The organism is Neorhizobium sp. LMR1-1-1.1, assembly GCF_040675795.1.
Classification (GTDB): Bacteria; Pseudomonadota; Alphaproteobacteria; order Rhizobiales; family Rhizobiaceae; genus Neorhizobium; species Neorhizobium cellulosilyticum.
This window is the reverse complement of sequence record NZ_JBEGHE010000028.1, coordinates 1-26,336: the sequence shown is the minus strand read 5'-3', so window position 1 is coordinate 26,336 and position 26,336 is coordinate 1. Positions and strand designations below refer to the sequence as shown.

29 protein-coding genes and 1 pseudogene are annotated in these 26,336 nt (G+C 58.2%); 13 read left to right on the top strand and 17 right to left on the bottom strand.

From position 1 onward, the window contains the following. The first annotated feature begins 30 nt into the window (after window positions 1-30). From trbJ to trbI, 7 genes are read left to right on the top strand one after another with little or no spacing between them, the layout of a single operon-like run. A complete protein-coding gene (gene trbJ / locus MRBLMR1_RS19050; RefSeq protein WP_500065681.1) occupies window positions 31-798 on the top strand; it encodes a P-type conjugative transfer protein TrbJ in 768 nt (255 codons plus the stop codon). Next, a complete protein-coding gene (locus MRBLMR1_RS19045; protein WP_500065679.1) occupies window positions 792-968 on the top strand; it encodes a DUF2749 domain-containing protein in 177 nt (58 codons plus the stop codon). The genes trbJ and MRBLMR1_RS19045 overlap by 7 nt, the downstream gene beginning before the upstream one ends. A 4-nt stretch (window positions 969-972) precedes the next feature. Continuing rightward, on the top strand, window positions 973-2,151 hold the full coding sequence (gene trbL, locus MRBLMR1_RS19040) for a P-type conjugative transfer protein TrbL (protein WP_500065677.1): 1,179 nt from the start codon (window positions 973-975) through the stop codon (window positions 2,149-2,151). 24 nt (window positions 2,152-2,175) lie between these two features. Continuing rightward, window positions 2,176-2,838, top strand: a complete 663-nt coding sequence (locus tag MRBLMR1_RS19035; protein WP_500065675.1) for a conjugal transfer protein TrbF — start codon at window positions 2,176-2,178, stop codon at window positions 2,836-2,838. 15 nt (window positions 2,839-2,853) lie between these two features. Next, a complete protein-coding gene (trbG, locus tag MRBLMR1_RS19030) occupies window positions 2,854-3,684 on the top strand; it encodes a P-type conjugative transfer protein TrbG (protein ID WP_500065699.1) in 831 nt (276 codons plus the stop codon). A 3-nt stretch (window positions 3,685-3,687) separates the two neighbouring features. Further along, complete coding sequence (gene trbH, locus MRBLMR1_RS19025) at window positions 3,688-4,134, top strand: conjugal transfer protein TrbH (RefSeq protein ID WP_500065674.1); 447 nt, start codon at window positions 3,688-3,690, stop codon at window positions 4,132-4,134. A 15-nt stretch (window positions 4,135-4,149) separates the two neighbouring features. Beyond that, the gene (gene trbI, locus MRBLMR1_RS19020) at window positions 4,150-5,451 is read left to right on the top strand and encodes an IncP-type conjugal transfer protein TrbI (protein WP_500065672.1); all 1,302 of its coding nucleotides are present in this window, start codon (window positions 4,150-4,152) and stop codon (window positions 5,449-5,451) included. Window positions 5,452-5,462: 11 nt separating this feature from the next. Here the strand turns inward: trbI and MRBLMR1_RS19015 are convergent, their stop codons facing one another. Continuing rightward, on the bottom strand, window positions 5,463-6,005 hold the full coding sequence (locus tag MRBLMR1_RS19015) for a GNAT family N-acetyltransferase (protein ID WP_500065670.1): 543 nt from the start codon (window positions 6,003-6,005) through the stop codon (window positions 5,463-5,465). Beyond that, complete coding sequence (locus MRBLMR1_RS19010; protein ID WP_206828908.1) at window positions 6,005-6,313, bottom strand: type II toxin-antitoxin system TacA family antitoxin; 309 nt, start codon at window positions 6,311-6,313, stop codon at window positions 6,005-6,007. Before MRBLMR1_RS19010 ends, MRBLMR1_RS19015 begins: the two co-directional genes overlap by 1 nt. Before the next feature lie 424 nt (window positions 6,314-6,737). Here MRBLMR1_RS19010 and MRBLMR1_RS19005 point away from each other — a divergent pair, with 424 nt between their 5' ends. Next, window positions 6,738-7,055: a transcriptional repressor TraM gene (locus MRBLMR1_RS19005; RefSeq protein ID WP_500065668.1), complete on the top strand. Its 318-nt coding sequence runs from the start codon at window positions 6,738-6,740 to the stop codon at window positions 7,053-7,055. Here MRBLMR1_RS19005 and traR read toward each other — a convergent pair. From traR to traA, 5 genes are all read right to left on the bottom strand, one after another. Next, a complete protein-coding gene (gene traR, locus MRBLMR1_RS19000) occupies window positions 7,048-7,752 on the bottom strand; it encodes an autoinducer-binding transcriptional regulator TraR (protein ID WP_500065666.1) in 705 nt (234 codons plus the stop codon). The genes MRBLMR1_RS19005 and traR overlap by 8 nt on opposite strands. Before the next feature lie 576 nt (window positions 7,753-8,328). Next, on the bottom strand, window positions 8,329-8,940 hold the full coding sequence (locus MRBLMR1_RS18995) for a TraH family protein (protein ID WP_500065664.1): 612 nt from the start codon (window positions 8,938-8,940) through the stop codon (window positions 8,329-8,331). Window positions 8,941-8,953: 13 nt separating this feature from the next. Further along, complete coding sequence (locus MRBLMR1_RS18990; protein WP_148148628.1) at window positions 8,954-10,117, bottom strand: conjugal transfer protein TraB; 1,164 nt, start codon at window positions 10,115-10,117, stop codon at window positions 8,954-8,956. Then, on the bottom strand, window positions 10,107-10,673 hold the full coding sequence (gene traF / locus MRBLMR1_RS18985) for a conjugative transfer signal peptidase TraF (protein ID WP_148148630.1): 567 nt from the start codon (window positions 10,671-10,673) through the stop codon (window positions 10,107-10,109). Before traF ends, MRBLMR1_RS18990 begins: the two co-directional genes overlap by 11 nt. Next, window positions 10,670-14,302: a Ti-type conjugative transfer relaxase TraA gene (gene traA, locus MRBLMR1_RS18980; RefSeq protein ID WP_500065662.1), complete on the bottom strand. Its 3,633-nt coding sequence runs from the start codon at window positions 14,300-14,302 to the stop codon at window positions 10,670-10,672. Before traA ends, traF begins: the two co-directional genes overlap by 4 nt. Window positions 14,303-14,552: 250 nt before the next feature. On the opposite strand from traA, the gene MRBLMR1_RS18975 reads away from it, so the two are divergent. The 3 genes from MRBLMR1_RS18975 to traG are packed head-to-tail and all read left to right on the top strand — an operon-like array spanning window position 14,553 to window position 16,981. Beyond that, the gene (locus MRBLMR1_RS18975; protein ID WP_148148633.1) at window positions 14,553-14,816 is read left to right on the top strand and encodes a TraC family protein; all 264 of its coding nucleotides are present in this window, start codon (window positions 14,553-14,555) and stop codon (window positions 14,814-14,816) included. Window positions 14,817-14,820: 4 nt separating this feature from the next. After that, entirely contained in the window at window positions 14,821-15,036 is a 216-nt protein-coding gene (traD, locus tag MRBLMR1_RS18970) for a type IV conjugative transfer system coupling protein TraD (protein WP_148148635.1), read from the top strand. Beyond that, complete coding sequence (gene traG / locus MRBLMR1_RS18965) at window positions 15,023-16,981, top strand: Ti-type conjugative transfer system protein TraG (protein WP_148148637.1); 1,959 nt, start codon at window positions 15,023-15,025, stop codon at window positions 16,979-16,981. Before traD ends, traG begins: the two co-directional genes overlap by 14 nt. Window positions 16,982-17,667: 686 nt before the next feature. Here the strand turns inward: traG and MRBLMR1_RS18960 are convergent. Continuing rightward, window positions 17,668-17,976, bottom strand: a complete 309-nt coding sequence (locus tag MRBLMR1_RS18960; protein WP_183686418.1) for a DUF736 domain-containing protein — start codon at window positions 17,974-17,976, stop codon at window positions 17,668-17,670. Between the two features lie 230 nt (window positions 17,977-18,206). Then, window positions 18,207-18,659 carry a hypothetical protein gene (locus MRBLMR1_RS18955; protein ID WP_500065701.1) on the bottom strand — a complete coding sequence of 151 codons (453 nt, stop codon included), beginning with the start codon at window positions 18,657-18,659 and terminating at the stop codon, window positions 18,207-18,209. Between the two features lie 362 nt (window positions 18,660-19,021). On the opposite strand from MRBLMR1_RS18955, the gene MRBLMR1_RS18950 reads away from it, so the two are divergent. Then, complete coding sequence (locus MRBLMR1_RS18950) at window positions 19,022-20,491, top strand: sensor domain-containing diguanylate cyclase (protein WP_148148640.1); 1,470 nt, start codon at window positions 19,022-19,024, stop codon at window positions 20,489-20,491. A 33-nt stretch (window positions 20,492-20,524) separates the two neighbouring features. On the opposite strand, the gene MRBLMR1_RS18945 is transcribed toward MRBLMR1_RS18950, so the two are convergent. Next, complete coding sequence (locus MRBLMR1_RS18945; RefSeq protein WP_148148666.1) at window positions 20,525-20,827, bottom strand: hypothetical protein; 303 nt, start codon at window positions 20,825-20,827, stop codon at window positions 20,525-20,527. Between the two features lie 292 nt (window positions 20,828-21,119). On the opposite strand from MRBLMR1_RS18945, the gene MRBLMR1_RS18940 reads away from it, so the two are divergent. After that, the gene (locus MRBLMR1_RS18940) at window positions 21,120-21,380 is read left to right on the top strand and encodes a hypothetical protein (protein ID WP_148148665.1); all 261 of its coding nucleotides are present in this window, start codon (window positions 21,120-21,122) and stop codon (window positions 21,378-21,380) included. Window positions 21,381-21,799: 419 nt separating this feature from the next. Here the strand turns inward: MRBLMR1_RS18940 and MRBLMR1_RS18935 are convergent, their stop codons facing one another. From MRBLMR1_RS18935 to MRBLMR1_RS18905, 7 genes and pseudogenes are all read right to left on the bottom strand, one after another. Then, complete coding sequence (locus MRBLMR1_RS18935) at window positions 21,800-21,925, bottom strand: hypothetical protein (protein ID WP_500065657.1); 126 nt, start codon at window positions 21,923-21,925, stop codon at window positions 21,800-21,802. A gap of 13 nt (window positions 21,926-21,938) precedes the next feature. After that, entirely contained in the window at window positions 21,939-22,121 is a 183-nt protein-coding gene (locus MRBLMR1_RS18930; RefSeq protein ID WP_404946139.1) for a DUF1419 domain-containing protein, read from the bottom strand. A gap of 233 nt (window positions 22,122-22,354) precedes the next feature. Next, window positions 22,355-23,248 (bottom strand): DUF3991 and toprim domain-containing protein, encoded by an 894-nt coding sequence (locus tag MRBLMR1_RS18925; RefSeq protein ID WP_500065655.1) that lies wholly within the window; start codon window positions 23,246-23,248, stop codon window positions 22,355-22,357. 710 nt (window positions 23,249-23,958) lie between these two features. Next, window positions 23,959-24,720, bottom strand: a complete 762-nt coding sequence (locus MRBLMR1_RS18920) for an acyl-homoserine-lactone synthase (protein ID WP_148148662.1) — start codon at window positions 24,718-24,720, stop codon at window positions 23,959-23,961. Window positions 24,721-24,795: 75 nt separating this feature from the next. After that, complete coding sequence (locus tag MRBLMR1_RS18915; protein WP_148148661.1) at window positions 24,796-25,539, bottom strand: helix-turn-helix transcriptional regulator; 744 nt, start codon at window positions 25,537-25,539, stop codon at window positions 24,796-24,798. A 237-nt stretch (window positions 25,540-25,776) separates the two neighbouring features. Next, on the bottom strand, window positions 25,777-26,058 hold the full coding sequence (locus MRBLMR1_RS18910) for a helix-turn-helix domain-containing protein (protein WP_500065698.1): 282 nt from the start codon (window positions 26,056-26,058) through the stop codon (window positions 25,777-25,779). Beyond that, window positions 26,038-26,211: pseudogene (locus tag MRBLMR1_RS18905) on the bottom strand (autoinducer binding domain-containing protein); the annotation flags it as partial. The pseudogene MRBLMR1_RS18905 and the gene MRBLMR1_RS18910, both read right to left, overlap by 21 nt. Window positions 26,212-26,336: the final 125 nt, after the last annotated feature.

Genomic DNA, 26,336 nt, shown 5'->3' with positions numbered 1-26,336 from the left:
AACCAGTCACCTATGGCAGGGCGAACAATCATGTCGATCGCCATCGCGTTCGGCATGGCATTTACGCCCGCCACATCATTCGCCGGAGCGGCCACGGGCCAGGCAACAGAGTGGACGCAGCTTCTCAACAACGGTGAGCTCATCTCGTTGGTCGGCCAGTCCGGCACCCAAATCGAAAACCAGATCACCCAAATCACGCAGCTTGCCGAGCAAATCCAGAATCAGCTCAACATCTACGGGAATATGCTGCAAAACACGGCGCAGCTGCCGAGCCATTTCTGGGGCCACGTCGAAGGCGATCTGAACCGATTGCGAAATCTCGTCAATCAGGGGCAAGGCATCGCATTTTCGATGGGCAATGCCGATGACCTCTTGAAGCAACGCTTTAAGAGTTATGCGGATCTCAAAACCAGTTTGCCAAACGCAGATACTTTCTCATCTACCTATCAGACCTGGTCGAATACCAACCGCGACACGATCGCCAGCACGCTGAAGGCCGCGAGCCTGACGGCCGAACAGTTCGATAGCGAAGAAGACACGATGAGCGAGCTACGCTCGATGTCGCAGTCGGCAGATGGCCAGATGAAGGCGCTGCAGGTCGGTCACCAGATTGCCGCTCAGCAAGTTGCCCAGATGCAGAAGCTGCGAGGCATCGTCTCGCAGCAGACCACGCTGATGGGGACCTGGCTGCAAAGCGAACAGACTGACAAGGATCTGGCCCAGGCACGCCGTGAAGAATTCTTCAAAGCGACAGCACCCTCAACATCCGGCGGTGAAAAAATGAAGGTGGAATGGTGAGAGGGAAACTGATCATAGCTATAGCAGCCGATATCGTCTGCCTCGGCGGAGCAGGGCTCTGGATGCTGACTTCTGAGAGACACACGGCACAAGAACGGCGCAAAAAGTTCTACGCGCCGAGGAAGGAGTACCCAACGTCGGGCGGCGAGAAGATGAAGGTCGAGTGGTGATCGCATGACGTCTAAGCTTCAAAGGATCAGGCGCATTGCCGGGCTTGTCGTAGTCATGATGTTAGCGGTTCAGCCCGCGCTCGCACAGGAGGGATCGATCCTAACCGCTCTTCAGAGCGAGATCACTACTGCCGCCAAAGGATGGGAGACGACTGTCACGGATGCGGCGATATCGCTCTTCTGGATCCTCGCGGGGATCGAGATCGGTATAGCGGCGGTATGGTTGGCCATTCAGGCCGCCTCCCTCGACAGTTGGTTTGCCGAATTGGTCCGGCGCATCATGTTCGTGGGCTTCTTCGCTTTCATTCTCGCGCAGGGTCCGAGTTTCGCGAAGGCGGTCGTTGATAGCCTGTTTCAGATCGGCGCTGGTGGAGGCTCGGCGTCGCCAGCCGATGTGTTCAACGCGGGTTTGGCCGTTGCGACCAAGATGTCCGAGAAGGTGCAGTTTGGCCTGTTCGAGGACAATGCACTCGCAATTTCAGCGGCGCTTGCGATGGTCGTGACGGTAATGGCATTTTCGCTCGTTGCCGCGATCTTCGTGTCTGTGATGGTCGAAATGTATCTCGGCCTGCTCGCCGGGATGATCATGCTTGGTTTGGGTGGATCATCCTTCACGAAGGATTTTGCTATCCGCTACCTGATTTATGCGTTCTCAGTCGGTATGAAATTGATGGCGCTGGTCATGATTTCTCGGATCGGCTCCGAGGTCCTGATTGGACTAGCAAATCGAACTGACATCGGTGATCAATTCCAGACAGCGTTAGCGATCGCTGGTATCGCGGTCGTCGTCTTCATTGTCGCGATGTATGTCCCCAACATCATACAGGGCATCGTTCAGGGTGCGTCGGTTTCCGGCGGCATGGAAAGCATTCGACATGGCGGACAGGCCGCGTCGTTTGCGGCCGGCGGTGCGTTTCTCGCGGCTGGCGCGGTGGGCGCCGGCTTCTCAGCCGCGCAATCGGCGAGGGCAGGGGGATCGTCGGTTGCTGGAGCCGCCCTTCGTGGCATGGGGGCAAGCTTCGGAGCCGGAGCATCGGCGGCGGGATCCGCAGCCAAGGAGAAGGCGATCGGATCTCCCGGGGCCTATGCAGGTTCGATCCTGGGGTTGGCCAACGCAAAACTTGATCAGGCGCGTGGCAAGTCATCCTCATCACCGACGCCACCAGAGCGCCCGGACAAATAGATTCTCTAAAACAGGATGGTCATAATGGCAGCGACGCGCGCACCGGATAACCCGTATCTTGCCGCACGGCAGGAGTGGTCGGAACGATATGGCTCCTATGTGAGGGCTGCCTCCGCCTGGCGGGCCGTCGGCATATTGAGTCTCGGCATGGCCGTGATCGGCTTCAGCTATGCGCTCTATCTGAGCACAGAGGTGAGGCTTGTCCCTTACATCGTTGAAGTGGACAGACTCGGCAGCACCGTTTCGGGCGGCTTCCCGCAGCAGATCGAATATGCCGATACCCGCGTTGTTCGCGCCACGCTTGGCAATTTCATCTCGAGCTTTCGATCGATAACGCCGGATGCAGTCGTGCAGAAGCAGTATATCGACCGGACCTACGCCCTGCTTCGCACATCCGATCCCTCCACCCAGAAGATCAATGCCTGGTTTCGGGGGAACTCACCATTCGAGAAGGCGGTCAACGCGACCGTGGCGATCGAAGTCAACAATATCGTGGCGCTGTCCAATCAGACCTATCAGATCGATTGGACCGAGTATGAGCGAGATCGGAAGGGAAAGGAAACGGCAACCCGCCGCTTTCGCGGTATCGCAACCGTCTCGATCACCTCACCGCAAGACGAAGCAACGATCCGGCTCAATCCGATCGGCGTCTATGTGACCGATTTCGATTGGACCGCGCAACTGTAGGAGCAGGGAATGGAAATGGGGACGAAAACTTCAAACGCGGTCGCCGGCCTTCTGTTGCTAGGCGCGGCGGTGCTCACAATGGCAGAACCGGTCCGGTCGCAAAGCCTGAACAGGAATGAGGTGAAAGGCACGACACTTTCAGGAAAATGGCGTGGGCAAGCCGGCCTTGTAACACGCGGTCCCGACGGTAAGGTCATTTTTCTCTTCGGCGAGACGCAGCCCTCGGTGGTCTGCTCGCCCTTGCAAGTCTGCGATATCGAACTGCAAGGGGGCGAGATAGTCCGCGACGTCCTGGTCGGCGATACAGTCCGCTGGAAAGTCGAACCGGCAACCTCCGGGGCGGCCGGCGGGCAGGCGATTCATCTCATCGTGAAACCGTCGGAGCCGGGCCTCGTCACCTCGATGGTGGTGACGACATCGCGCAGGACATATCACATCCAGCTCAAGTCCCACCCGAGCCAGTACATGGCGCGCATCGGTTTCGAATATCCGGAAGACGCTGCGACAAAACTCTCGGACATCAATGCCCGGATCCATGCGATGACCGGGCCAGGAGGAGGCGTGCCTCCAGAGCAGCTCGCTTTTTCCTATTCCTTGAGTGGCAGCGCACCATGGCGCCCGAGCCGGGTCTTTTCGGATGGCCAGAAGACATACATCCAGTTCCAGCGAGCGATTTCCGGTCAGGACGCACCCGTGCTCTTCGTCGTCTCCGGAGGCCAGAACCGGATCGTCAACTACCGAATGAAGAACAACATGATGATCGTCGACTACAATATCGACAAGGCCGTCCTCATCTCCGGCGTTGGCTGGAAACAGCAGAAGATCACCATTCGGCGGGGAGGGTAGACGATGCGGACCCGCTTTCTCCTTCCGCTCGCGATAGCAATGGGATTGACCGGCTGCCAGACGGCGTCCGATGGCCTGACCACTAGCGCTGCGCCGCCCGAAATCGCAGGGCCGGCGGCAAGCGCAATCGCCGGCGATATGGCCGGCCGTTTCGCCGAACAGGCGGGATCGACCGCAACGCCCATCAAATTGCACAAGGATACGTCCGATTTTGCCGTCGCGCTGGAGGCCGCCCTGAAGGGCTGGGGCTATTCGGTCATCTCGGATGAGAAGTTTGGATCCGCCAAGGATGCTGCGAAACCGGTGGAGATTGCTTATTCGCTTGCTAGCCTGGACGGACAGGTGTTGGCACGCCTCTCGACAGATACTCTTGAACTCGGCCGCGCCTATTCCATCACCAACGGCGTCGCAGTCCCTGCGAGCCCTCTTTCTCTCATGAAGCGTAACTGACGAAGGAGGAGGCTCATGGTCCAATCGCTGCAACTTGGTAATTCCAATCCTTCTTCCGACGACACGGGGATGAAGCGCCTTAACCGCATGCCCTTTTTCATCGGGATTGGCATAGCGGTGCTTTTCCTTGCCGTCCTTGTCTACGGCCTTTCCTCGCGCGGATACCGGTTTGGGCAGCAGGCTCCGCAAGATGGCGGCACGAACGCTCCAGCGTCCAATTTCGCCGAGCAAATGAAGCGCGGCGTGAAGGACGGCATCATCGGGGACCGAGACTATCCATCAGCCTTCCAACCCACCCCGGTCACGACCACGCCCGTTATTGTGCAGGAGAAGCAGCCGGAAGCGAGGCAAGAACCGCAACAGGCGCGGCGCCCGCAGACGGAATCCGATGAAGAATGGAACGCACGCATGCTGCGCGAACAACGGGAACAGATCGCGCGCGAGCAGCAAAGACAGCGAATGGCAAGTCTCCAGGCCAAAGGTGCCGCGCTCGACTCACCCCTGAAAGTCGATATTTCAGATGTCGAAGCCAAGGGGGCTGGAACCGCCGGTGCGGCGACCCGTCAACAGGGGGCGCAGCCGGCTGGTGAAGCATCCGACCTTTACGCCGCGGCATTGCGTGCGGGCGCGGTGGGAGCAGGCGGCGATCAGAATGGCCAGGCTTCGAAGGAAGACTTTTTCAATGCCGACATCAAGGATCTCGGCTATTTGCCCGGTCAGGTTGTACCACAGCAATCGCGCTATGAACTCAAGCGCGGCTCCGTGATTCCCGCCACGCTGATTTCAGGGATCAATTCCGATCTGCCCGGCCGTATCACTGCGCAGGTCAGCCAAAACGTCTACGACAGTTCTACGGGCCATGTTCTGCTGGTTCCACAGGGGACGAAGCTGTTCGGCCGCTACGATAGCAAGGTCTCTTTCGGCCAAAGCCGCACCCTAGTTGTCTGGACGGACATCATCTTCCCGAATGGCTCGACCTTGCAGATAGGTGGGATGGCTGGCACGGACTCTGAAGGCTATGGCGGCTTTACCGACAAGGTCGACAATCACTACCTGAGGACGTTCGGATCCGCAGCAATGATCGCCTTGATCGGAACCGGCATCGACATGTCGATGCCCCAGAGTTCGACGCTGGCCACACAAGATACGGCCTCTGACGCAGCGCGCCGGAACTTTGCCGAGACCTTTGGGCGAGTTGCGGAACAGGCTATTTCGAAAAACCTCGGCGTGCAGCCGACGATCACGATCAGACCAGGCTACAGGTTCAATGTACTTGTTGACCAGGATATCATTTTCCCAGGCCTTTATACCCAATGAGTAGAGAAGACTCAGCCGAGCAACTGCTTTATCGTCGCGACAGGCAAAAACATACGCATTGGCTTCGAAGGAAACGGTAAGAAACCGTACCCAGCGTACAGCTCCATGCGTCGCCTTGTTCTTTCAGCATCGCCACAATCCAAAACGTCAAGCACAGTGATTGCCGTGCCGATCTGGTCAGCGACCGCCGCTATGCGCTGCAAGCAATCGGCAAGAAGAACACCTCCATGTCCGCCGCCCCTGAATCTCTCATCACGGCCGATCATTGAGATATAGGCTGCAGGGATAAATCCGTGTCCTGGCCGATTACGAGCGAACTTTTCTGGAAGATCCTGGTAGTCGATCGAATGGGCGTTGATGGCATAAAAGCCGATGATGGAGGTCCCATCCTCGGTCATGATCCAGACACGGAGGTTATCTGCCATGGTTAGTATGTTAGCCGTCTTCTTGATGAAGTTGTCGACCTGAGGCACGCCGCATGAGAAAGCCGCTCGATCGTGCTTCGACGGGTCGAGCGGCTCAATGATGAAAGTAGGTTCTGCATTCTCCAGCATCAGCGTGAATCGATAGTCTCGCGGTGACGTTTGAAGACGTTCTTCAACGCATCTGTAGGAGCAGCCGGGTTGTCGAGGGCTGCAAAAAACGCCGCATGATCTGCAGACTTGAGGATGGTCGCCTCGTGAGCAGCGATCGTTTCGATAGCAAACTTGTACGCCGCATTCATCGTGAAGGCAGAGACGTCCATGCCAGACAATGCCGCTGCCCGGTGGATCGCATCCTTGATGCGCGGCTTGGTGCGGAAGTTCATCCGGGCGTTGCTCGGTTCATCGATGTCGGCAGTGATATCGTTGGATGAATGCATGGATCCCCCCAGCCGTGAAACTGCTCTAAAATGTACGTCATATAGGCGTACATATCAACAGGGATGGTATACCTCGCCCTCTGACCACACTTTTCTGCGATCCATTGCTCAGCGCAAGCTATCGAGGGGCTTCGCAGCACATCTACAAAACTGCAGTGGAAGATTCAAAAGCCAACCGCTATAAGCACCTGCGAGGCAGTACGCGCTGTCTCCGGGCTTTGTAACCCGAAGCATACTGATCTGGTGTCCGCCGTCAGGGTGCCGAATTCCTCGACTTATGGTCGGGGAGCCGTGGACGTATGTCCAGGTTCCTTGGGACTAAAGGTCCATGGCTGAGTATGCTCGGTTACAAACTCCCCGATCGCCAGGCGTCAGGAACAATGCGGGGGCGTACCGCGCATTGTCTTTTTTGGGAGGAGCGTCCTTGTCCGATGAAACCAATGGTAAATACACCGACGTCGAGCTCAGACCCCTCGTGGGTCTTCTCGCAGGCTTGCCGGAGCCTGTGGTAGAACATTTGACTACCCTAGCGATGAAAACTCATCGCAATCTTTTAGAGAAAGCGGAAGCCCTATTTGAGGCGCTTCCTACCGAGGAGAGATTAGGTGCTGCAGCCGGTAGCAATGAACATCTAGCCTACCTTCAGGCAACGATCGAAATGCACGCGCAGATGTCCGCATTGACGACGCTTTTGAAAATTCTGGGCCGGCCCCCAAAAGGTTTGATTACGCAAATCATATAAGGCCACGCCGGATCGCCAGTCCTACCAACTGCGTATTGTTGGTTAGGTTGTAACGTTCCTTGGCACCGTCCAGGGTGATGCGGACCGCGCTGTACTTCACCTGTTCGAGGTCGGCCGTCTCGTCGACGGTCTTACCAAGCTCGATCCACCGAAGGTAAGTGGCCTCCTTAGGGGTCAGATAAACCTGTTCCTCAATGGTCGGCCTTACCCGCAAATGCTCAATATGAGCATGCAATTGCCCGACAGCAGAAGCCGCTGCAATTGCATTGATGTCTCGCTCCATGACCAGCTTTGGTTTAGAAGATGCAAAAGTCAGCATGGAGATTGCCCCGTTCGGCGCGGCGATCGGGATGGAGACACCCGATCTGATGTCATAATCGGAAGCGTCAGAAAAGAAGCCCCGCTCCTTGGCGGATAGGGAACTTCGCAGCGCGTCACCAGACCATGAAAATGCGCGCATGAGGCGCCGCGCTTGCGTCATCACCGGATCGACCAGTTGAAAACCTTTGTCGCGATATCGCGCTTGCCACTCGGGGTGATAGTTCGAGATTCCATAAGCCTGACCGGGTTGCAAGTTGACGAAAGCATATCCAGAACAGTCGAACCTATCTGCGAGTTCTGCAAGCGCCGATTTCAGCGTCTTTTGATCACGAGCTATCGCGTTAATGTCCAAAAGCTTTTCAACCCACCGGGCCATCAATGATTCCTCATCTCTTTAAGCCCCGCGATCGACTCTAATTCTCAGAGGGAAGCATAAAACTACAGCGCGATCGGACGGTGATCGCCGAAAATATGGGGCATACTAGATCGCAAACTTCATAAACATATCGGACTAAATATCATATTTTAACGTGAGTTGGTTGAATTGCAAACAGATTATACCCATTGTCTATCTCACCCATGGGTCAAACAGGCCGTTTCTGAAGGCCACGAGTGGCCTGGTTCGGGTACCTACTTCAGGAAGAACGACCTACAACAACGGGTCGATCGGCCCGAGTTATAAAGCCGCCAGTGGACTTACAGCGAGCCGTACGTTCTGGGCGCGATCGTCAATGGTGGTAATCGCCTTGATCTGATCACGCGCAAGTAATAGCCCCCGTCCAGACCAGCTACCGCTTGTTGAAAGGCCATTTCGACGCGATTGGCGATGCGGAAGATGACAAGAGATCCGACAAGCTCTGTAAGCAAACTGCCCCATGATGATTCAAATGTGTCGACGCATCCGTTAGAGCATTTTCGTGTCATTTCGGCCTCGCTCTCAATATCGACATCGTTACTGCCCACCGATGCGCGACAGATCGATGCGGATGCCTGTAGTTGCAGCGTCTTTGGGGGCAGTGTTTTTCTCCCTCTCGTCGCGGCGCGTCGGTTCGTTGATAAGCGCCATCGGCTGAACTTCCCCGGATCCATTGAAGAAAAACGTAGGACCGCCCGGATCTTCGGTCTTGAAAACATTCTGTCCTTCAAACTCTCCTGTTCTCCAGGCATAGATCGCGTCATCCATCATTTGAGGAAGAAGCTCCATGTTAGTTGGGCGGCCATACCACTTGGTCACGATCCGGGCGACTTTCGCGAACAGGGCGGTCCCAATGCGCATATTCTCACAGCGGTCAAAAATACCCGGCTGCAGTTGAGACGGCTCGTTAAGTCCTATTCCGGCGGGGAGCTGGGTTACCCCGACTCTAACCGCTGCGCGCCCCACATAGTCCCTTACAGTGCTCAGCGCCTCTTCGGGCGTTCGCTGCTTCGGGATCAGGACAAGGCGCCCCCCTTGCTTGATTGTTATGGCCAAAGGATCGTCTGAGCCGGCGGATGCAACGAACTGCTCGATTATGGCAGGGGGCAATGCTGCGTCAAGGCAATCGTTCGTCAAGGCAGCGTACATTTTTCTCTCTCCGTCAGGTGTTGAAGGACATCACGAAAGGCTTGTAGAAAAGGCGAGCCCAGGCCACGACGCTCGTGCGCTGGATTTCGACTATGGATGTGCCCGTCGTCCACCAGCCGTTTCCTACGGCTAGGACCATGTCAGGGTGATGCAGCATGGATTGGAGGATGGGCCACACGATGAGCTGCTCGTAGCAAATCAGGGGGGCGATCTTCTTCCCGGCTATTTCGACTACAGGGTTCGCGAAGAAATGTGCGCGCGCACCACCGCTCTCGCCGGCCAGCTGTCGCCAAGGCTGCCACATCGCGCCCGGCACCGGCATTCGCTCGCGGTAGACGACCTCGGCGCGCTGGCCTGTGATCCGGACGAGAACGTTGTCGTATCCCGTTTCGTTGACGACGGCGGCCCCGGCGACAACAGTCATGCGGCCCTTCACAGCATTGGCCTGCCACACGGTCGCGACGGTCGGCGTCCAAAAGCCAAGAGCGCTTTCCGGCAGGACGACGAACCGGTTCGGGGTCTCGCTTCGAACGATCGTTGCAAGAAGATCATGCTGATAGGCGAGTCCTGCTTCACGGCCCATTCTGGCCCCCAATTGGAGGTCGATGCCCCGCCATTCGCGCCCTATCTGAGGCTGTGTCCAGAATGCGGCGGACCACAGCCAGCAACCTGCGAAGGTGAGGGCTGCAGTCGGCCAAAACCGCGTCGCCATGACCGAGAGGCCGGCTGCCATCCCTATCAGCCCCACCCAACCCCAGCCGGCAAAGACGACGCCTGCAGCGGTGATTGGATGAGCCCAGCCGAGAACTCCGAATGGAGGCGAAGCCATGAGGATCATGGCGATGAGATAGGCCAGACCGCTTCGACCACCTTGTCGACCCGTCCAGAGCACAGATTGGACGAAGACAAACCCGCTCGACGCCACCAGCCACAAGATTAATCCTGGCCAAATATCGGATTGGTAGAAGGCCGCGACACCCAACGGCAATCCCCGCGAGGCTGCCAGGAAATACCCCGCGGACAAGAGCGCCGCCGAAGCCCGACTTGGCGCGCGTGACCACAGATACGGGAAGGCCACTGAAACCGGCAGAAGGGACAGATTGCCGCTCCATCCAACCCAGCCAGTTGCAACCGCGCATGCTATGAGGACCGCTGTCTTCCACCGATCAGGGCGCATAGGTCAGCACCTCGCGCGCGCGTCCGAGTATTCCCGAAACCGGAACCGGGCCAAAATACCGACTGTCCCATGAGCCTTCGAAAGGAGAGTGGAGAAAGACCCGTCCCGCCGGCACGATCCCACCGAGATAGGGGCGTAGCGGCCGGCCGAGACCATCACGTTTGACGAGTAGGGAGCGGTCCAACCTTACACCATCGATCGATACGCTCGTGTCGATTGCAACTTGTTGTCCAGCCATCGCAACGACTTCCTTGATCAGCGGCCCGGTCCCGCCAGGGCAAATTCCCCATCTCAGATAGCCACGCGATTTTCCCTCCTCACGCTCGGTGCTGTCAGGCATGCAGACAAAGACGAGATCGCCGATCTCGACCGGGCGATTGATCTGCACGATGCGCCAGAGCCCGAGCGGCTCGCTCGGTGTCGTGTTGATCCTAATGCCAGCACCGAAGCCTGCCGCCAGGACCGCCGTGAGGCAGAGCAAGGCGCCCAGCAGGATGAAAGCCACAGGTCGGCCTGCGCTCTTGGGACGACGCTTGTACAATGTTTCGGTGCTCATTTCAGGGAGAGTCCCGCGGTCTTCGTTTGGCGCATGGTCTCGGCCTGCTTGAGGGCGGTCACGGTTCGCTCATGGGCAGATAATTGCTGCACCGTCCGCATCGTGTTCCATGCTGACTCCAGTTCGGCCTTCTGGGCCAGCGCCATGCCGGTGGAAAGCTTCTCGAACACCTTGCCATCTGCCTCCTTCGCAGCGAGCGGCAGGAACGACCTTTCCCCAAAACGCTCGGAGACGGCTCTGGCAAATCCCTCCAGCTCTGCCTTCACCATTTTGTCGGAAAGCGCATATTCCAATCCGGAGGGAAGGTCGTTGCGGTCGATAGCATCACGCACCTTTTCGAGGATCTGCTTGGCCGCACCGGACAGCGCCGGAATATCGATCGAGACCTTCAAGCGATCTGCGCGCTCTTCGGCCTCGTAGCGACGCTCGGCTTCAGCCCGCTTCCGCAGATAGCCGTCGAGGTCACGGGCCAAAGCCGGAACATTCACAAGCGCCGTCTCGCGCGCCTGACTTTCGGCCTTGCCGGCGAATAGACCAGTCTTGCCCTTTAACGCGCCAAAGGTTTCCGGCTGCTTGTAAATCGTCATGATTGTTGTCTGCGCAGTTTCGGAATTGACAACCATGGCGTCGACATTGAGCGCATTGAACGCCGCCTGCGGATCGGCATAAACGAGGTGGAAGCGGGCCGAGACCTCCTGCCATTGCCTGTTCAAGGCGGGATCGGCGGAGACCTTGTCCTCGACGGATTTTTCGATCGATTTTGCAAATGTGCTGATGCCAGCAACCATGGGCTTCCTTTCCTCGTGTATGACAGAGTTGGTCTGGCTGCGGGTTTCGGATGCGCCGCGGGTGTGGATTTCGCTGGCAGAACCTGGACCCAATCCGAGACGGCTCGCGATGGCAGCGAGCCGCGAAACGAGATCGGTCAATTTGTCCTTCTGATGGATGGTCCACTGCAGCCGATCGCGCAGCAGGGTGCGCCCGACGTTCATCAGATGCAGGCCACGCGTGTCGGCAAACCGGAGTGCTCCGCGATAGGCAGAGGCGTGCTGATAATCGAGCGTCGTTTCCTTGGAGCCGTCACGAGACAGCCGTTCATGCACGCGCGCCATCGCGAGTTCCGAGACGGGCACGACCTTCCAGGAATTGCGATCCGCCTCGGTGCCATCAGGCAGCGTAACGCGCTCCGATCCGATATGCTTAAGACCGATGCGATCTCCAATCTCGGCTCTCGATTCATGCATCGCCCGCGCGAGATCGACGCCCCAGACCGTGCGTTCCTGACCGTCGACAAAGTTGAGCGTGACATAGTAGCTGGCCCGGTTGCCTTGCTTGTGCTCGTAGGGCGCTTCGCCATGGTCCATCAACACGCCGCCGCGCCGCTGGGCGAACTCTTCCAGCCCGACATAGAGCTCGGCCGTCTCGCGATGGCGGGTCATCGCGACATAGGAAAGATGCCGGTCCAGCGTTCTCGATGCCAGCACTTTCACTCGGTCGACGGTGGCGCCCTGGCTTTTGTGAACGGTCGTGGCATAGCCATGGTCGACATTGGTATAGAAGCGCTGTTCGACGACGACATGACGCCGGTCACCGCCATTACCGATCTCAGCGGTGATGCGGCCTGGCTGCGCTTCAACGACACGCGCCAGCATGCCATTCTTGACACCGAGCGATCCTTCATTCTTCAGAAAGACGATCTGGTCTCCTGCCGCAAACTGACGCAATCCATCTTCCGTCTTGAACGCATGGCCGGGCTCAACGAGGCCGCGCTCGACGAGCTTGCTGCGTGCCAGATCGTTCAGCATCCTGACGTCGATACGGCGATGGGCAAGGATCAGGGAGGACTTGGCTGGGTCGTATTCGCGGTCCCAGTCGTCGATCAACATCGTGATGGCATCGTCCCGAGTCCAACCGTTTCGCACCATGCCCTTGCTCTCGTAGGCGGAGAGCGCATCCGATACGTTTCCACGGGCAAGCTCGAGCGAGGCATCGCGCATCCACTGCTCGTGCTGCCGGTAGATCGTCTCGAGTTCTGCATAGCCGATCCGCTCGGAAATCGCGCGGAAGGCCGCACCTGCTTCGATCGGCTGGAGCTGATCGGGATCGCCGACGAGAACGAGTTTGGCCCCTGATAGTGTCGCTGCTTCGACGAAGCGCGCCATCTGCCGCGAGGAGACCATGCCGGTCTCGTCCATGACCATGACGGTCTTTTCGTCGAGACGGTCACGGTCCTGATCCCAGCGCAGCTCCCAAGCCGCTAGCGTGCGCGAAGTTATACCCGCTTCCTTCTCCAGACCCTCTGCGGCCTTGCCGGCAAGGGCCGCGCCGACAACGCGGTATCCTGCCGCTTCCCAGGCCTCGCGGGCGGCCTTCATCATTGTCGTCTTGCCGGCGCCAGCGCGCCCGACCACAGCTGCAATGCGGCGATTTCCCGAGATGTGCTCAATTGCCGATTTCTGTTCGTCCGAAAGACGATCATGCCGTTCAAAAGTCTGAGCAAGCACACGGCTCTCAACGTGATGCGTCTGCTGTCGGCCGAGCCACAGCGCCCGGTTCGCCATCTCCGCTTCGATGCGGATGAGATGGTGCGTCGTGTATTTTGCCGGAGACCGGGCACCCGTCGAAAACGAGATCCGCTCTTTGTCCAGCCGCAGCGCATCAGGGTGCTGCAGAACCCGCGCCATCAGATCGCGGAACAGGGTCGGATCGTCGATATAGCGGTGCAGGACCTTGGCAATATCGCGCTCGTCGAAGACGCTTTTTTCGCGGGTGATGAGATCGAGGACGAGACCGGGGTCGCGCTGAATCCGCCGCGCGTTTTCCTCGCGGCGCTCTTCCTGAAGCTCGATCCGTTCGAGCTTGACCGCAGCGGCGGATGCGGTGTCACCAGGTCCATTTGCCTTCCGCTCGATCGCAGTTGCACCGACGCCGACATGGATTGTCGGCTCGAGCGCAATGCCCTGCTCTTCGAAGGAGCGGCCGTCTACGCGGATGTCCAATCCAGCAAGCGCAATATGCCGGTTCTGCCAGGCAAACCATCCGTCGCGGAAGGCGTTGAAGTTATCGGCCCCGCCGGCCCAAAGCTCATAGACGATCTTGCCGGCATCGTTGCGTTGAGGCTTGCCGTCGGGCGCGAGGACTGCAACCTTCTTCGCCCCAAAACCATCCTCGGTCAGCGGTCGCAGCGTCGTCATCAGATGGATATGCGGATTGCCCGGCGCGTCGTGATAGACCCAGTCGGCCACCATGCCGTTTACCGTGATATGCCGCTCAACGAAATCCCTGACCAGTGCGATATTCTGCTCGGCCGACAGCTCGATTGGCAGGGCTATGGTGACGTCCTTTGCAAGCTGGGCGTCGGACCGCTTCTCGAACGCCTCCACCCTGTTCCAGAAGGCCTCGGACGCCCCTGAGACGGACCGCTCAGCCACCATCGCCCGCAACCAGTCGGGCGCATCTTCCGGGATCACGAACTCCTCATGCAGAAGACCCTGCTTGCGGGTGTAGTCGATCGTCCTTGCTTCCCGCTCGAAATCCATTTTCGCGCAGTGCCGATACGCCGCAGACAGGACCGCGCTGCGGCCGGAGCCTCGCGCAACGATGCTGACTGAGAAATGCGGGACGGCCACGAGGTAATTTCTCCTTTCTGCAAGCGATTTTAATCGGTTCGAAGATAACGGCGGCGCCGCCAGGCCGCTCTTCGAGCACGTCGCGCCAGCGACGTATAATTGCGCCCTTGGATCCGCTTCTTCGAAACGGCGGGATCATTCGCCAACAGCTGGCGCTTTGGCGAGGTGCAAATTTGCACCTTTCGAGCGGGAGAAAATTGAGGGACGGTTGGACCTCATCATCCCGTAGCGAAGACAGGAGATCGCCAGCATGAAGAAGCCAACAGCAAAACTTCGCGAGGAACTCGCTCGACTTCAGGAAGAACTGAAGCAAGCCGAAACGCGAGATGCCGAGCGGATCGGGCGCATTGCTCTCAAGGCGGGCCTCGGAAATTTCGAGGTCGAGGCAAGTGAGCTTCAATCGGCCTTCGAGGAAATCACCAATCGGTTTCGGAACGGCAGCAAAGCAGCGGGCAGTTACGCGAAGACGGCGGTCAGGGCTGTCCAGGCTGCGGGCCAATCTCAGGAGGCTTGAGCGGATGACCCGGACCAGTATCACCGAAGGCCGCAGGAAGGACACCCGCGAGAAAATCGAGCTCGGCGGACTGATCGTCAAGGCCGGTCTGCGCTTTGAGAAGCGCGCGCTGTTGCTGGGTCTTCTGATCGACGGCGCCTTGCGCGTGAAAGCGGACGGCGAGGAACGGGATCGGCTGCTGGCGATCGGTGCGGAGGCCTTCGGCCATGACGATCATTAGAATCGTGCTTGTCATCATGCCGGTCGTGCTTATGGCAACGATTTGCCTGGTCTTTCCTGGTATCGAAAACTGGCTGGCAGCATTTGGCAAATCGGAGCAAGCCAGGCTGACGCTCGGTCGGATTGGACTGGTGGCGCCCTATGTGCTCGCCGCCGCATCGGGCGTCACCATCCTGTTTTCCGCACAAGGGTCGCGGAGCATCAAGGCGGCTGGATGGGGCGTGGCTGGCGGCACTCTGGGCGTGCTGGCTATCGCGTTCATCCGGGAAGGAACAAGGCTTGCCGGATTAATCGGACAGTTGCCAGCCGGCCGAAATCTGCTCTCCTATACCGACCCCTCTACGGTAATCGGAAGTGGAGCGGCCGTCGTCGCCGGGGCGTTCGCGCTCAGGGTCGCCGTGAAGGGCAATGCTGCCTTTGCACGGGATGAGCCGAAGCGGATGCGTGGGAAGCGCTCACTCCATGGCGAGGCCGACTGGATGAAGATGCCGGAGGCGGAGAAGCTGTTTTCCGGAGCCGGCGGAATTGTCATCGGCGAAAAGTATCGCGTCGATCGTGACAATGTCGCGGCTCTGGCATTTCGATCAGACGATCCCACGAGTTGGGGCAGCGGCGGCAAGTCGCCGCTCCTGTGCTTCGACGGATCCTTCGGCTCATCGCATGGTGTCGTCTTTGCCGGCTCCGGCGGCTTCAAGACGACGTCGGTGACCATACCGACGGCACTGAAATGGGGCGGGATGCTGGTCGTCCTCGACCCCTCGAACGAAGTAGCGCCGATGGTGAGCGGACACCGGCGCAAGGCAGGCCGTCGCGTCGTCGTGCTCGACCCGAAGAACCCGCAATCGGGCTTCAACGTGCTGGATTGGATCGGCCGGAACGGCGGGACGAAGGAAGAGGATATCGCGGCCATCGCCTCCTGGATCATGAGCGACAGCGGCCGCGCCACGGGTGTCCGCGACGACTTCTTCCGAGCCTCCGGCCTTCATCTGCTAACGGCGATGATCGCAGATGTTTGCCTGTCCGGGCACACGGCCGAAAAGGATCAGACGCTGCGGCAGGTCCGCGCCAATCTCTCGGAGCCCGAGCCGAAATTGCGGGCGCGGTTGCAGGAGATCTATGACAATTCGGAATCGGATTTCGTGAAGGAAAATGTCGCCGCGTTCGTCAACATGACGCCTGAGACTTTTTCCGGCGTCTATGCGAATGCGATCAAGGAAACCCATTGGCTGAGCTACGCGAACTACGGCGCGCTTGTCTCAGGATCGAGCTTTTCGACTGACGCGCTGGCAGACGGTCAGACCGACGTCTTCATCAATATCGACCTGAAGACGCTGGAGACGCATGCCGGGCTTGCAAGAGTGATCATCGGCTCGTTCCTCAACGCGATCTACAATCGCGATGGCGCGATGCAGGGCAGGGCGCTCTTCCTCCTCGATGAGGTGGCGCGCCTTGGGTACATGCGGATCCTGGAGACGGCGCGAGACGCTGGCCGCAAGTACGGCATCAGCCTGACGATGATCTATCAGTCGATCGGCCAGTTGCGCGAAACCTATGGCGGGCGGGACGCGGCGAGCAAATGGTTCGAGAGTGCCAGCTGGATCTCGTTCGCTGCGATCAACGATCCAGAGACCGCGGATTACATTTCGCGGCGCTGCGGCACGACCACGGTCGAGATCGATCAGGTCAGCCACGGTTTCCAGGCGCGCGGATCCTCTCGCACGCGATCCAAGCAACTGGCGTCGAGGCCACTGATCCAGCCGCACGAGGTGCTGCGCATGCGTGCCGACGAGCAGATTGTCTTTACGGCGGGCAACGCGCCGCTGCGCTGCGGGCGCGCGATCTGGTTCCGCCGCGCTGACATGAGATCCTGCGTCGGAGAAAACCGGTTCCAGAAGAGCACCACCACCGCGGACGTCTCGTCGCAGGCTGCTGATCGAACTGGATAAAGGACGGGAGGCAGCGATGCGATACTGGGAAGCTTGCGAGGCGAATGTGACGGCAGACGAGGCTATTGCGGAATGCGATTTGTGATTGTGGAAAGGCTTGACGAAGGGGGTGTTCACATATCCTGCGCGAGGAGCCAAAGGCCAAGGTAAATTCTGCCGGTATCAGGTTGCGGCAGGACGCACGATCCGCATCATTCCCGATGCCGATGAAATGGGATTGATTGGAATATTGCGGCAGCTCGATTTCGAAGACGACGGACGATGGAAACCGCCTCAGAAAGACGGCTAGCTTTCTGCAAAGCCGTCCACCTCGGCGCCCGCGACAATCAGCTCTGCCTGCGATTTCGAGCTCGGCCTGGATCTGACGGCGTTCCGCACCGTTTTCAGCGTTGCGCAGCTCAGTCCGGAGTTCTTCGATCTGGATTGCTAGTTCGTAGATCATCTCGCAAGCGACCGGCAAAGCCGGCGAGCGGGGGAGACGGTTTGCGAAGAAGGTCCGTCAGGGGGGGGCTGGAGCAAATTGGGGAAACCGTTCATTCTCTGACGCAGGCAGTGACGATTGTACCATCACGCATTCTGAGCAGGTTCCCCACCCGAAAAAGCGGGACATGGCTCGATACCAGGTCCGGCTTTGGCTTTTCGGTCGCGAAGAAGGCCCCGCTGGTGGCGGAGCCTCATGATGTCGATCAGTCCCGGTTCGAGCGGGACCAGATGAGATGAAGGCCATCTTCACCTTCGACCTCAGCGAGCGTTGCGTAGATCGGAGCCGGGAAGCTCGGATCGTCGAGCTTGACCGAGAGGTAGTCGCGGCCCTGCTCGGAGGTTTTCTGCCAGGCGGCGCCGAGTTCAACACTACCGGCGTAGACGCGGAACTGCGGGCCCTTGTCGGAGGGGTTTTCGACCCGGGCGATGCGGGCCTTGACGTTGAGGGCGAGAGTGCGAATGGAGCCGGTGAAGCCATTTTCGGAAGAGGTGAAGGTGCCGATGGTAGCCATTGTCATATTCCTTTCTTGTGTATCGGGCCGCGCCCATCGCGGCCTCGATGGCTGTCGAAAGACCGGTGACGATCGGACCGCACCTGATAAGGCCGCAATGAAATGGAGGACGGCAAGGTGCAAATTTGTTGGTGGGAAAGGAGGAGCCAGTAAGGCTCCGGGGCAAGAAATCTGAACGTTGTCGTTGCGGGAAGACGATCGAGGCGAGCCGATCTCCGGTCAGACATGCCTCATCGAGCCCGCAGATGGGTTGCCCGAGGCTCTGACGTGAAGGGATCTGACAATGGCGTTCCGCCGCATTTGCCATAACTACGAGTGGCAGTCACGATCATGCCCCATAGAACCATCGTCATTGCTTGCCTCTTCGAGAAAGATACGCTCATCGCAAACAGAGCCCCGCTTGCCCGCAACGATCTGTGGGATATCGTTGCAACCGAGAATCGCAGCCAGGAGGACAAATGCCGCAGCAGACCAAGCCGTTCATTGTCGAACGCAACCATCCCGCAAACCCAGGCGCGACGCTCCAAAGCCGCCGATCTGGGGAAGGCTGGATGGACATGGACGATGCCCACGGCTTCGATCGTCGCCAGCATTAGCACGTCTGCCTGCGGTGACGACTTAGACTGGCGCATGCGGTCGGGGTTTTCCTTCAAAGCGCGCGGGTCAGCCTTCATGATCTGCATGTGATGTGTCCTTTTGAGGCTTGGGACCGGCACCTTGCCAGCCCTTCCTGTCTTCATTTTTCTCGAGGACACCCCCCGAACCGCCGGGCGGCCGGACTGCCGCAACTGCGGCCGAGCATCGCTGCTGCGCCGGACAAGCGGGGCTCTTGAGCCCTGCGAACGACGAGCGGCCGGGATCGCGTAGGCGGCAGTTGAGCGAAAGCGGCGGCAGGAGGAACGATCGGCGATCGGGTTCTTTCCTCATTCACCTTCACACCTCACTTAATAAGCGTGTAGGCAAGCAGCGGTTTACCTCTTGCCCATAAGGTGGCCTTTCCGGATACGTAGGTCCGGCTGTATCAGTCTTCTCTTAGGCACTCTTCATGACCGCTGTTTTTGATTCCGACATTTTCAACCTCGCGCCGATTGCCATGTGGATCGAGGATTTCAGCGGGGTGAAGGCACTATTCGATGATTGGCGCGCAGACGGCGTGGTTGATATCAGGGCCTTCCTGCGCGAGAATCGCGACCGGGTCATCGCCTGTTCAACCCGCATCCGGGTTCTCGACGTCAATTCCAAGACGCTGGAATTATTCGAGGCTGAAAGCCTCGATCATCTGACAGCTAATATCGCCTCCGTCTTCCGCGACGATATGCTGGACACCCATATCAACGAGCTTGCAGCACTTTTCGATGGCGCACAAACATTTACGAGCACGACGGTGAATTACACGATCGCTGGGCGGCGGCTGGATATCCAGCTGCGTGGCGCCGTGCTACCCGGTTATGAACGGACACTCGACCGGCTGCTTCTGACGACCGAAGACATTACTGACCGCGAAGATGCCCGCCGCGCCGAAGCCGAGCAACGTCGCCAGGCAGAGGGCGTCTTCGAGCATTCACCCGTGTCACTGTGGATCGAGGATTTCAGCCGCATCCGGGCGCTGATCGAGGACATACGTGATCGCGGTATCAGCGATTTCCGCACATTCATGGACGTTCATCCGGAGTTTGTGCGCCAATGCATGAGCGAGATCAGGGTGATTGATGTCAACCAGGCGACGCTCGACCTGTTCTGCGCAAAAGACCGGTCAGATCTCCTGCAGCGCCTCGGCGAAGTTTTCCGAGACGATATGGAAAAGCCATTCCGCGAACAGCTAATGGAGCTCTGGAATGGCAATCTTTTTCACCATCGTGAAGTGATCAATTACGCGCTCGATGGCTCCCAGCGACATATTTTGCTGCACTTTTCCGTGTTTCCCGGCCACGAGCGCGACTGGTCGCGAGTTCAGGTGGCACTCGCCGACATCACCGCGCGCAAGAAAGCGGAGGCCTATCTCGAATATCTCGGCAAGCACGATGTTCTGACCAAGCTCTATAACCGCGCATTCTATGCGGATGAGATGAACCGGCTGGAGCGCAAGTCGCTACGTCCGGTCTCGGCGATCGTGATCGATCTCAACGGCCTGAAGGATGCCAATGATCAACTCGGGCACGATGCCGGCGACGGTCTGTTGCGCCGGTTCGGCGAGATCCTCAACGGCGCCGTATCTGCGCCGAACCATGCCTGCCGCATAGGCGGCGACGAGTTTGCAGTCCTCTTGCCAGGTGCAGACGCCAAAACCGCTGGGGCGATGGTGGAAACGATCATGGAACTACTGAACATCAATAATCAGTTCTACTCTACCATGCCGCTCAGCATGTCTTACGGGGTCGCGACCAGCGAGACCGGAGAAGCGATGGAATCCGTCGTGAGGCGTGCCGATTTTCTGATGTACGAGCACAAGAAGGCACATTATGCCGCGGCCGCCGTCAGCGCTGGCATACGACGCGTCGACACTCGGACACGCTAGGATAACAGCAAGCGCCGTAAAGGGACGAACGGACTAAGTTCGCGGTCTCAAAAGCGCAACCGCATCCGCCATCATGCGCCTCAATATGAGTTTCCTATCAGTTGGCGTGACGAGGACGGCTTCCGATTGAGCGACGTGTGGTTGCTCAGCGGCTTCCACAATCGGGTGCAAGACAGGCGGCTGCCCGTCGCCTGTCGCAGCGACAGTGATATGCGTTATCGTGGTTTCATCGGACGTCACGGAGACGGTGATTTTCGCGCCGGAGCGGAGCTGGGCAGCTTCCGTCTCAGCGGCGGCTTCGACCAGCAATGTCTGCGTTACAAGATAGAATGGCATGTGTTCCCATGATTTTTTATGCGCAAATCTCATCTTCGATGCGATCCCGGTCAAGATGCAACAGATCAGTTGCCGCCGTCACAAATAGGAAAAAGGCGCTCGACCCATCAGGGAAGCGCCTTTCTCTGTGTCCCGGCACAATGTCGAACGCCGCGGCGATTGCCGCGAGCAGGACGTCGTTTCATCGGGAAGTGATCGTCAGATATTGTTGACGAAGGAGGATTTCAAGTCGCGTCATGCGGAAGTGCCTGCTAGAGGTCGCGGCCCATGCCAAACAGAAGCTGAGGTCCATATGGTCGCTGATCCCGAGACCCGCAAAGCAATCGCGCAACGCGCCATCGACCGCGCAGCAGCCCGAGGCGCTCCGATCGATCAGGATCCAGCCTTCATCGCCTTGCTGAGTGACTGGATCCGAGGGGATATCGAGTTCAAGGAAATGCGCGAGCGATATCTGGACCTACTGGCGCTCCAGGCCGCCGAGCGGCGCGGCAGTTGGAGGAGCCGTGTTGGCAGAACGCGCCTGGCAATGCCGAACGAGCCGACCGAGGCATAAAAAAATGGGCCTGCGGAGAACGCGGCCCATGAAGTGTGGAGATCTTGAACCTCCAGAGGGGAACAGCTGCTGCGCGACTGGGAGGTCGCAATGTGCATCAGCTCCGGGCGTTATGATCCTTTTTTGATCGCGCCGCATCCATTTATTGTGCAGCGCAGCTATGCAGCCGGTGCGGCCCTGGCTGCATTAGCCTCGGTGAATACCTCCGCAGCCAGTTTATCTTCGTCGTCCCGACGCTGTTTGAGTTTGGCATCCAGTTCGGCGGCGAACTGCAAGAGGCCACCGGTGCGCGTTTGATTAGACACCAATCGACGCTGTGCTTCGCCAGCCGCGGCGCAGATTTGTTGAGGATCAGATTTGGCTCAGGTGGCCAGGTCTGAGGGCAGGCGGCGCAGATGCACCTGCAGCTTGGCGGCGCTCTATTCGTCGGTCAGCGCGTTGAGAAGCTTGAGGAAGCTGCCTTCCTTGCCGCGATAGAGCATCACTGTGCGATGGCCCTGCATCGGCCTCGGCCAGCGGTCGTGCTCCAGATATGCTCGAGGCACTCCTCGCGGCGCATTACCTGACCGCCGGACTTTCGCGTGCGATAATCGCCGCACGTATTATCTGCACGGAAGTGGCATCGGAAAGGTCGCAATAGGCATGGAAGTGACGGAGAGCGCCGTCTATATGGATAGCGTAAAAGATCGAGGTCATCGACCCGGTCATGAACTCACGCATGGCAAAGATCGGCCCACGCATCCACAGCGGCGGCAGGATATCGAGCAGGTAGGTGTAGCAGAACTCGTCGATTTCCAGGGTTCAGGCACCGAAGCGGGTGGTGTCCTGTCGACGTACCCGTCTCTTCAGTCCTTCATCACCCGTCCCGCTCGGCCGCTCTCGTGTCCGGGCGGGTCAAGCGCCGGCACTAGCCGGGAGAAGCCTCCCTTGATGCGGCCGGCGCGCATGCGGCAGGGTCCTTCCACCTCCTGTTTTCACCCACCTCTTTGCTTCAGAACCTCATTCCAGTCGTCTGCAGTTGGACGCAGGCGCAGCCAGTCTCGATCCAGTTCGTCAGTGAGGGCGCGCAAGCGATCCGCAAAAGTCTCACCCTGCGAGTTGGCATCTGTCGCCGCGATGAGTTGCGCAGAGGGCTGACGCAACAGATGTCGAAGCGAAGTTTCGGTATTTGGCGACCAGCCGCCACCGGTGCTGAGATAGATCGTACCGTCCCGAAGACCCTCGATTGCCGCGAGGCTCAGCGCATCGATTGCGGCCTCTGTCACGCAGATCCGCAACCCGGCAGCAGCGCCAAATCGGAACAGCACCTTGGTGCCGCCGCTCGAAAAACCGCGCCAGTCGGGCCCACGCTCCTCCCAGCCGGTGACCGTGCCCGTGTCGTCGGTGTGAGCGGCCCACATGCTGTCGGACGGTCCTTCGCGAAGAAGATTCTGTCGGATGGCTTGTCGAAGAATATCATCTGGCAGACAACGATCCCTGTTTAGATAGCGCCAAACGCCGGACGCCGGTGCAGGACTGCTCCGTGCTAGCCATCGTTGGAACACTGGCACTATCGTCACTTTTTTAGGTCCAGTCTGCCATACGGGCGAAGCGGATCGAAATCCGCTGAGGCTGGCCACATGCTCCAACGCTTGCGGAAACCCGACGCTCTCGAGATGAGAGACGAGTGCAAACACATCGCCCTTCGCATCGCCAAGCGGATCGAACCATCCTTGCCCCTCATGGGTCAAGATGACGATTTCCGATGCCCGTCGGTATTTGACCGCGCGCCTTGTGCTTTCCTTGGCGTCGATCGCAAATCCCGCCGTCTCAAGCACAGCGACGCATGAAACACGCTCCCGCAATTCTTCTATCTCTTTTCTGTCCATTCCTTATCCGATCACACTAAGATCGGTCCTCTCACCTCAATTTATCCGCAATATGCGGTGCACTTCTGGTCCACCGCGAAAAGGAAAGCCTGCAAGGGCGCAGCAGGCTGTTCCCCAAAATGGGGTTCTTCACACTCCAACCGCGGGGAAGCCTCCCTTGCGGGCGCCTGCTCGCAAGCGATACCACCCTGGCCTGAACGGCCACGGCCGGCTCAATGAGCTGGCGAAGGGAAAATTCATGCACGATGTCGAGGTCGTCGCTTGCGTCGATTTCGTCGGAGGGCAGCACGCTATATTCACCGTCAACTTCAAAGACGGTAACCGGGACCCTCAGGTCGCGGGAAAGCTGGAAAGCTTGGGATTGTGCAAGACAAGATCGTATGACATCTGAGAGGCTCCGATTGCAAGCGGGCAAATTCCCGCTCGATGGCTTTTCAAGAGGCTGTGGACGGGGGCGATCACCGCGCTGGCGAAGCCAAGCGGCCGCAGCATGGCTGCCGACCCCTTGCGGGTTGAACGTGGAAGATCCGGCCCTGAGCCTAGAACGCCATCACATGAGAGCGGGTTTGGTTCGCCTCCATGATAGCTCGCCGAATGACATGACTGCCGCCTCGCCAAGACCGCACTGTAGGGTCTGCCCATCGGTCATCCCCGGCATTCAAATTCGCGGCGTTCAATGGGCGAGGGTGCGACACTAATCACTGGAGGCATCAGCCTTGCTTCCATTGAGAAAGTGGTTTGTCTCCTTTAGCCGTGCCCACCACTTTCACGCTTTCGAGATAGAGCTGATGCCGATGGTCGACAAACGGCAAACGTGCCACGCGAGTTGGTGTACTTGGTTCCGGAATGGACTGTCGATAACCGCTTAGCGGCTGTGTCACGTGTAAAGCCGCTCTCATCTTCGACAGGATCCTGGCCGAAACCTCGAAGGCCCCGCAGCAGACGGGAAGTCGGCCGTACCCATCTGCGCGTCCGAGCTCCTCGAGCTCTGCGCCCGCCCGCCTGTAAAGACGTCGCATGTGAGGTTCGTAATTCGACACGAGGGTATCGATGCCGTTTGTCATCGCGACTTCGCAAAGCGCGACGAGCAGCAAACAGAAGGCCCTCTCGGGTTTCAGATCAGGCATATCGTGGGAAATCGCCACGTCATCAATGCACATTCGCGTCCCTTCCCAGATTGATGGCGCCACAAGATCACAAGCATTTGGGAAGGTACTTCTGAACACGTCGTAAAGGAGCGTCGGTCCAGTGGTCGGCATCAGCCGCACGCAGCCGTACAGCGTGAGCGCGTCGTCATCGCACCACATGAAATAGGCCGGGTTGAGATCATCATAGATATCTCTTTCATAGTCGCCGACGACGGAGACCGACCATCCCAATTGGTCAGCGAAAATTCGCTTTCTCAGCCGGAAGGATTGGTCGAGCAGATCCGGATACCTGTCATATTGATGTGCTTGAATGAGGAGGTACATGTTCATCTCCAGTGCTTGGTGCACTGCAGCATGGAGCTGCTCCCGGAGACGAAAAATATCCTTCTATGCGTTCCCTCATATGGGGGTATTGCCATACGGATGGATGAGACGAAGATGTCTGGCTTTGGTGGTCGCTGCGGCCAAGGTGATGCAGCCGAGCTTATAACGAGCGGATTTCAGGTAAGTTTTGACGGTATGCTGCGACAGGTTGAGGATTGTTGAAATACCCGTGGCATCGTTTCCGAGAGCGGCCCAATGGAGGCACTCGAGCTCGCGCTGGCTAAGGAGAAGTATAGGATCGCGAGTGCCGTATAATTGTAGAACGGCTTTGCGGTGAATTAGCTGCGCGACTTCAATCCATTCACTTCGATATCGTGTTATCCTTCTAGTCCAAGCTGGGCCGTCAACGCCTGAATTGAGGGTCAACAGCGCGCGCCGTGACTTGTCGATGATTGGAATGGAAAAACCATTCTGCGCAACGCCGTGTTTTCGAGCATCGAGCATAAACGCTCGAACAGCGCTGTCTTTGACCGCAATCTCACGCCAGTCGAACGGTAGCTGCCGGACAAGCCCCTCCTGAATGACCGGATCGACCCGGACATAGCCGCGTAGGAGGTAGCGAGCGACCCAGGCGTCCTGATAGGTCGTACGGACGAAAGGCGTATCGACAATGTCGGAAATCGTGTGTGCGAGATGATAGGTCGTAAAATCAATGTCGTAGATTTTTTGTAAAGCAATCAAAGCGTCAGTTAATTCAGTAGCTTCGGATATTCGCACTGACGCTGCTAGAAGTGTTTTCGAGTGAAATTCGGTAGTCATTGTTCCTTGATTGAATAGTTTCGATCGGGAGAATGGCCGCTATGAAACAGCCTGTATAAAATATGATAAACTGTCACAATAATGAAGTTTGGCTTAACGAATTTTCAAAAGGCCGGCTTCATAGGCATAACCGGAGGTCGTAGTGACCATGGCCGTGGCGCATCGTGCCTGAGACGCTGCTTTCGACAACCTATCGAAATCAACAGATTGACGATTTCGAGTGAGGCACGGATTTTATCAGCGCTCGCTGTCTGCGGAGATGATCTCAAGGATGATGGCTTTCGCGACCGCGTGGTGGCTCGTACGAACCCCGAGTTTTCTTCTGGCAGATTGGAGATATAGCCTCACGGCGCTCTCTGAAATTTGCAGATACATTGCTGTTTGCTTTGCGATGGAACCGTTCGCCAAATAGCAGAGGCATTCGCGCTCGCGCTTTGACAAATGATGAGGGCGGTCGTGTTGGATAAATCCGCTGATGCGCAGGATTTTCTCGTAGAGATAATGGGACAAGACCAGCATGTCGTGAGTACGGTGATCGCGGAACTTAAACCACTCCGTACCATCGACCGCAGATGAAGCGGAAAGCAGGCTTTGAGCACCTCTCGGTCCTCGAACAGGGACCGAGAGGCCGTTTGGGCCGATGTCGTAAGATAAAGCCTCAAGGCGAAACGATCGTGTCCCAGGGAGTGGTGTAGCTTAGACGGCCACGGCTCATCCCAGAGGGCCGGATGAGTGTCAGCTTGCTGCTGGCAGGCTGATGAGTGGATCATCGCTCATCGTAGCGATTGTCTCAAGGG

Excerpts from the sequence above, each read along its gene's own strand:
- MRBLMR1_RS18945 (WP_148148666.1), bottom strand. The coding sequence starts at position 20,827 with ATGCCATTCTATCTTGTAACGCAGACATTGCTGGTCGAAGCCGCCGCT.
- MRBLMR1_RS18930 (WP_404946139.1), bottom strand. The coding sequence starts at position 22,121 with ATGCGTGGGCCGATCTTTGCCATGCGTGAGTTCATGACCGGGTCGATG.
- traF (WP_148148630.1), bottom strand. The coding sequence starts at position 10,673 with ATGAGCACCGAAACATTGTACAAGCGTCGTCCCAAGAGCGCAGGCCGA.
- MRBLMR1_RS18920 (WP_148148662.1), bottom strand. The coding sequence starts at position 24,720 with ATGTACCTCCTCATTCAAGCACATCAATATGACAGGTATCCGGATCTG.
- MRBLMR1_RS18915 (WP_148148661.1), bottom strand. The coding sequence starts at position 25,539 with ATGACTACCGAATTTCACTCGAAAACACTTCTAGCAGCGTCAGTGCGA.
- MRBLMR1_RS18910 (WP_500065698.1), bottom strand. The coding sequence starts at position 26,058 with ATGCTGGTCTTGTCCCATTATCTCTACGAGAAAATCCTGCGCATCAGC.
- trbI (WP_500065672.1), top strand. The coding sequence starts at position 4,150 with ATGGTCCAATCGCTGCAACTTGGTAATTCCAATCCTTCTTCCGACGAC.
- MRBLMR1_RS19010 (WP_206828908.1), bottom strand. The coding sequence starts at position 6,313 with ATGCATTCATCCAACGATATCACTGCCGACATCGATGAACCGAGCAAC.
- MRBLMR1_RS19035 (WP_500065675.1), top strand. The coding sequence starts at position 2,176 with ATGGCAGCGACGCGCGCACCGGATAACCCGTATCTTGCCGCACGGCAG.
- traD (WP_148148635.1), top strand. The coding sequence starts at position 14,821 with ATGACCCGGACCAGTATCACCGAAGGCCGCAGGAAGGACACCCGCGAG.
- trbG (WP_500065699.1), top strand. The coding sequence starts at position 2,854 with ATGGGGACGAAAACTTCAAACGCGGTCGCCGGCCTTCTGTTGCTAGGC.
- MRBLMR1_RS19045 (WP_500065679.1), top strand. The coding sequence starts at position 792 with ATGGTGAGAGGGAAACTGATCATAGCTATAGCAGCCGATATCGTCTGC.
- MRBLMR1_RS18990 (WP_148148628.1), bottom strand. The coding sequence starts at position 10,117 with ATGCGCCCTGATCGGTGGAAGACAGCGGTCCTCATAGCATGCGCGGTT.
- MRBLMR1_RS18940 (WP_148148665.1), top strand. The coding sequence starts at position 21,120 with ATGGTCGCTGATCCCGAGACCCGCAAAGCAATCGCGCAACGCGCCATC.
- MRBLMR1_RS18955 (WP_500065701.1), bottom strand. The coding sequence starts at position 18,659 with ATGCAGATCATGAAGGCTGACCCGCGCGCTTTGAAGGAAAACCCCGAC.
- MRBLMR1_RS18925 (WP_500065655.1), bottom strand. The coding sequence starts at position 23,248 with ATGGACAGAAAAGAGATAGAAGAATTGCGGGAGCGTGTTTCATGCGTC.
- traR (WP_500065666.1), bottom strand. The coding sequence starts at position 7,752 with ATGGCCCGGTGGGTTGAAAAGCTTTTGGACATTAACGCGATAGCTCGT.
- trbJ (WP_500065681.1), top strand. The coding sequence starts at position 31 with ATGTCGATCGCCATCGCGTTCGGCATGGCATTTACGCCCGCCACATCA.
- MRBLMR1_RS18995 (WP_500065664.1), bottom strand. The coding sequence starts at position 8,940 with ATGTACGCTGCCTTGACGAACGATTGCCTTGACGCAGCATTGCCCCCT.
- MRBLMR1_RS18960 (WP_183686418.1), bottom strand. The coding sequence starts at position 17,976 with ATGGCTACCATCGGCACCTTCACCTCTTCCGAAAATGGCTTCACCGGC.
- trbL (WP_500065677.1), top strand. The coding sequence starts at position 973 with ATGACGTCTAAGCTTCAAAGGATCAGGCGCATTGCCGGGCTTGTCGTA.
- traG (WP_148148637.1), top strand. The coding sequence starts at position 15,023 with ATGACGATCATTAGAATCGTGCTTGTCATCATGCCGGTCGTGCTTATG.
- MRBLMR1_RS18975 (WP_148148633.1), top strand. The coding sequence starts at position 14,553 with ATGAAGAAGCCAACAGCAAAACTTCGCGAGGAACTCGCTCGACTTCAG.
- MRBLMR1_RS18950 (WP_148148640.1), top strand. The coding sequence starts at position 19,022 with ATGACCGCTGTTTTTGATTCCGACATTTTCAACCTCGCGCCGATTGCC.
- trbH (WP_500065674.1), top strand. The coding sequence starts at position 3,688 with ATGCGGACCCGCTTTCTCCTTCCGCTCGCGATAGCAATGGGATTGACC.
- MRBLMR1_RS19015 (WP_500065670.1), bottom strand. The coding sequence starts at position 6,005 with ATGCTGGAGAATGCAGAACCTACTTTCATCATTGAGCCGCTCGACCCG.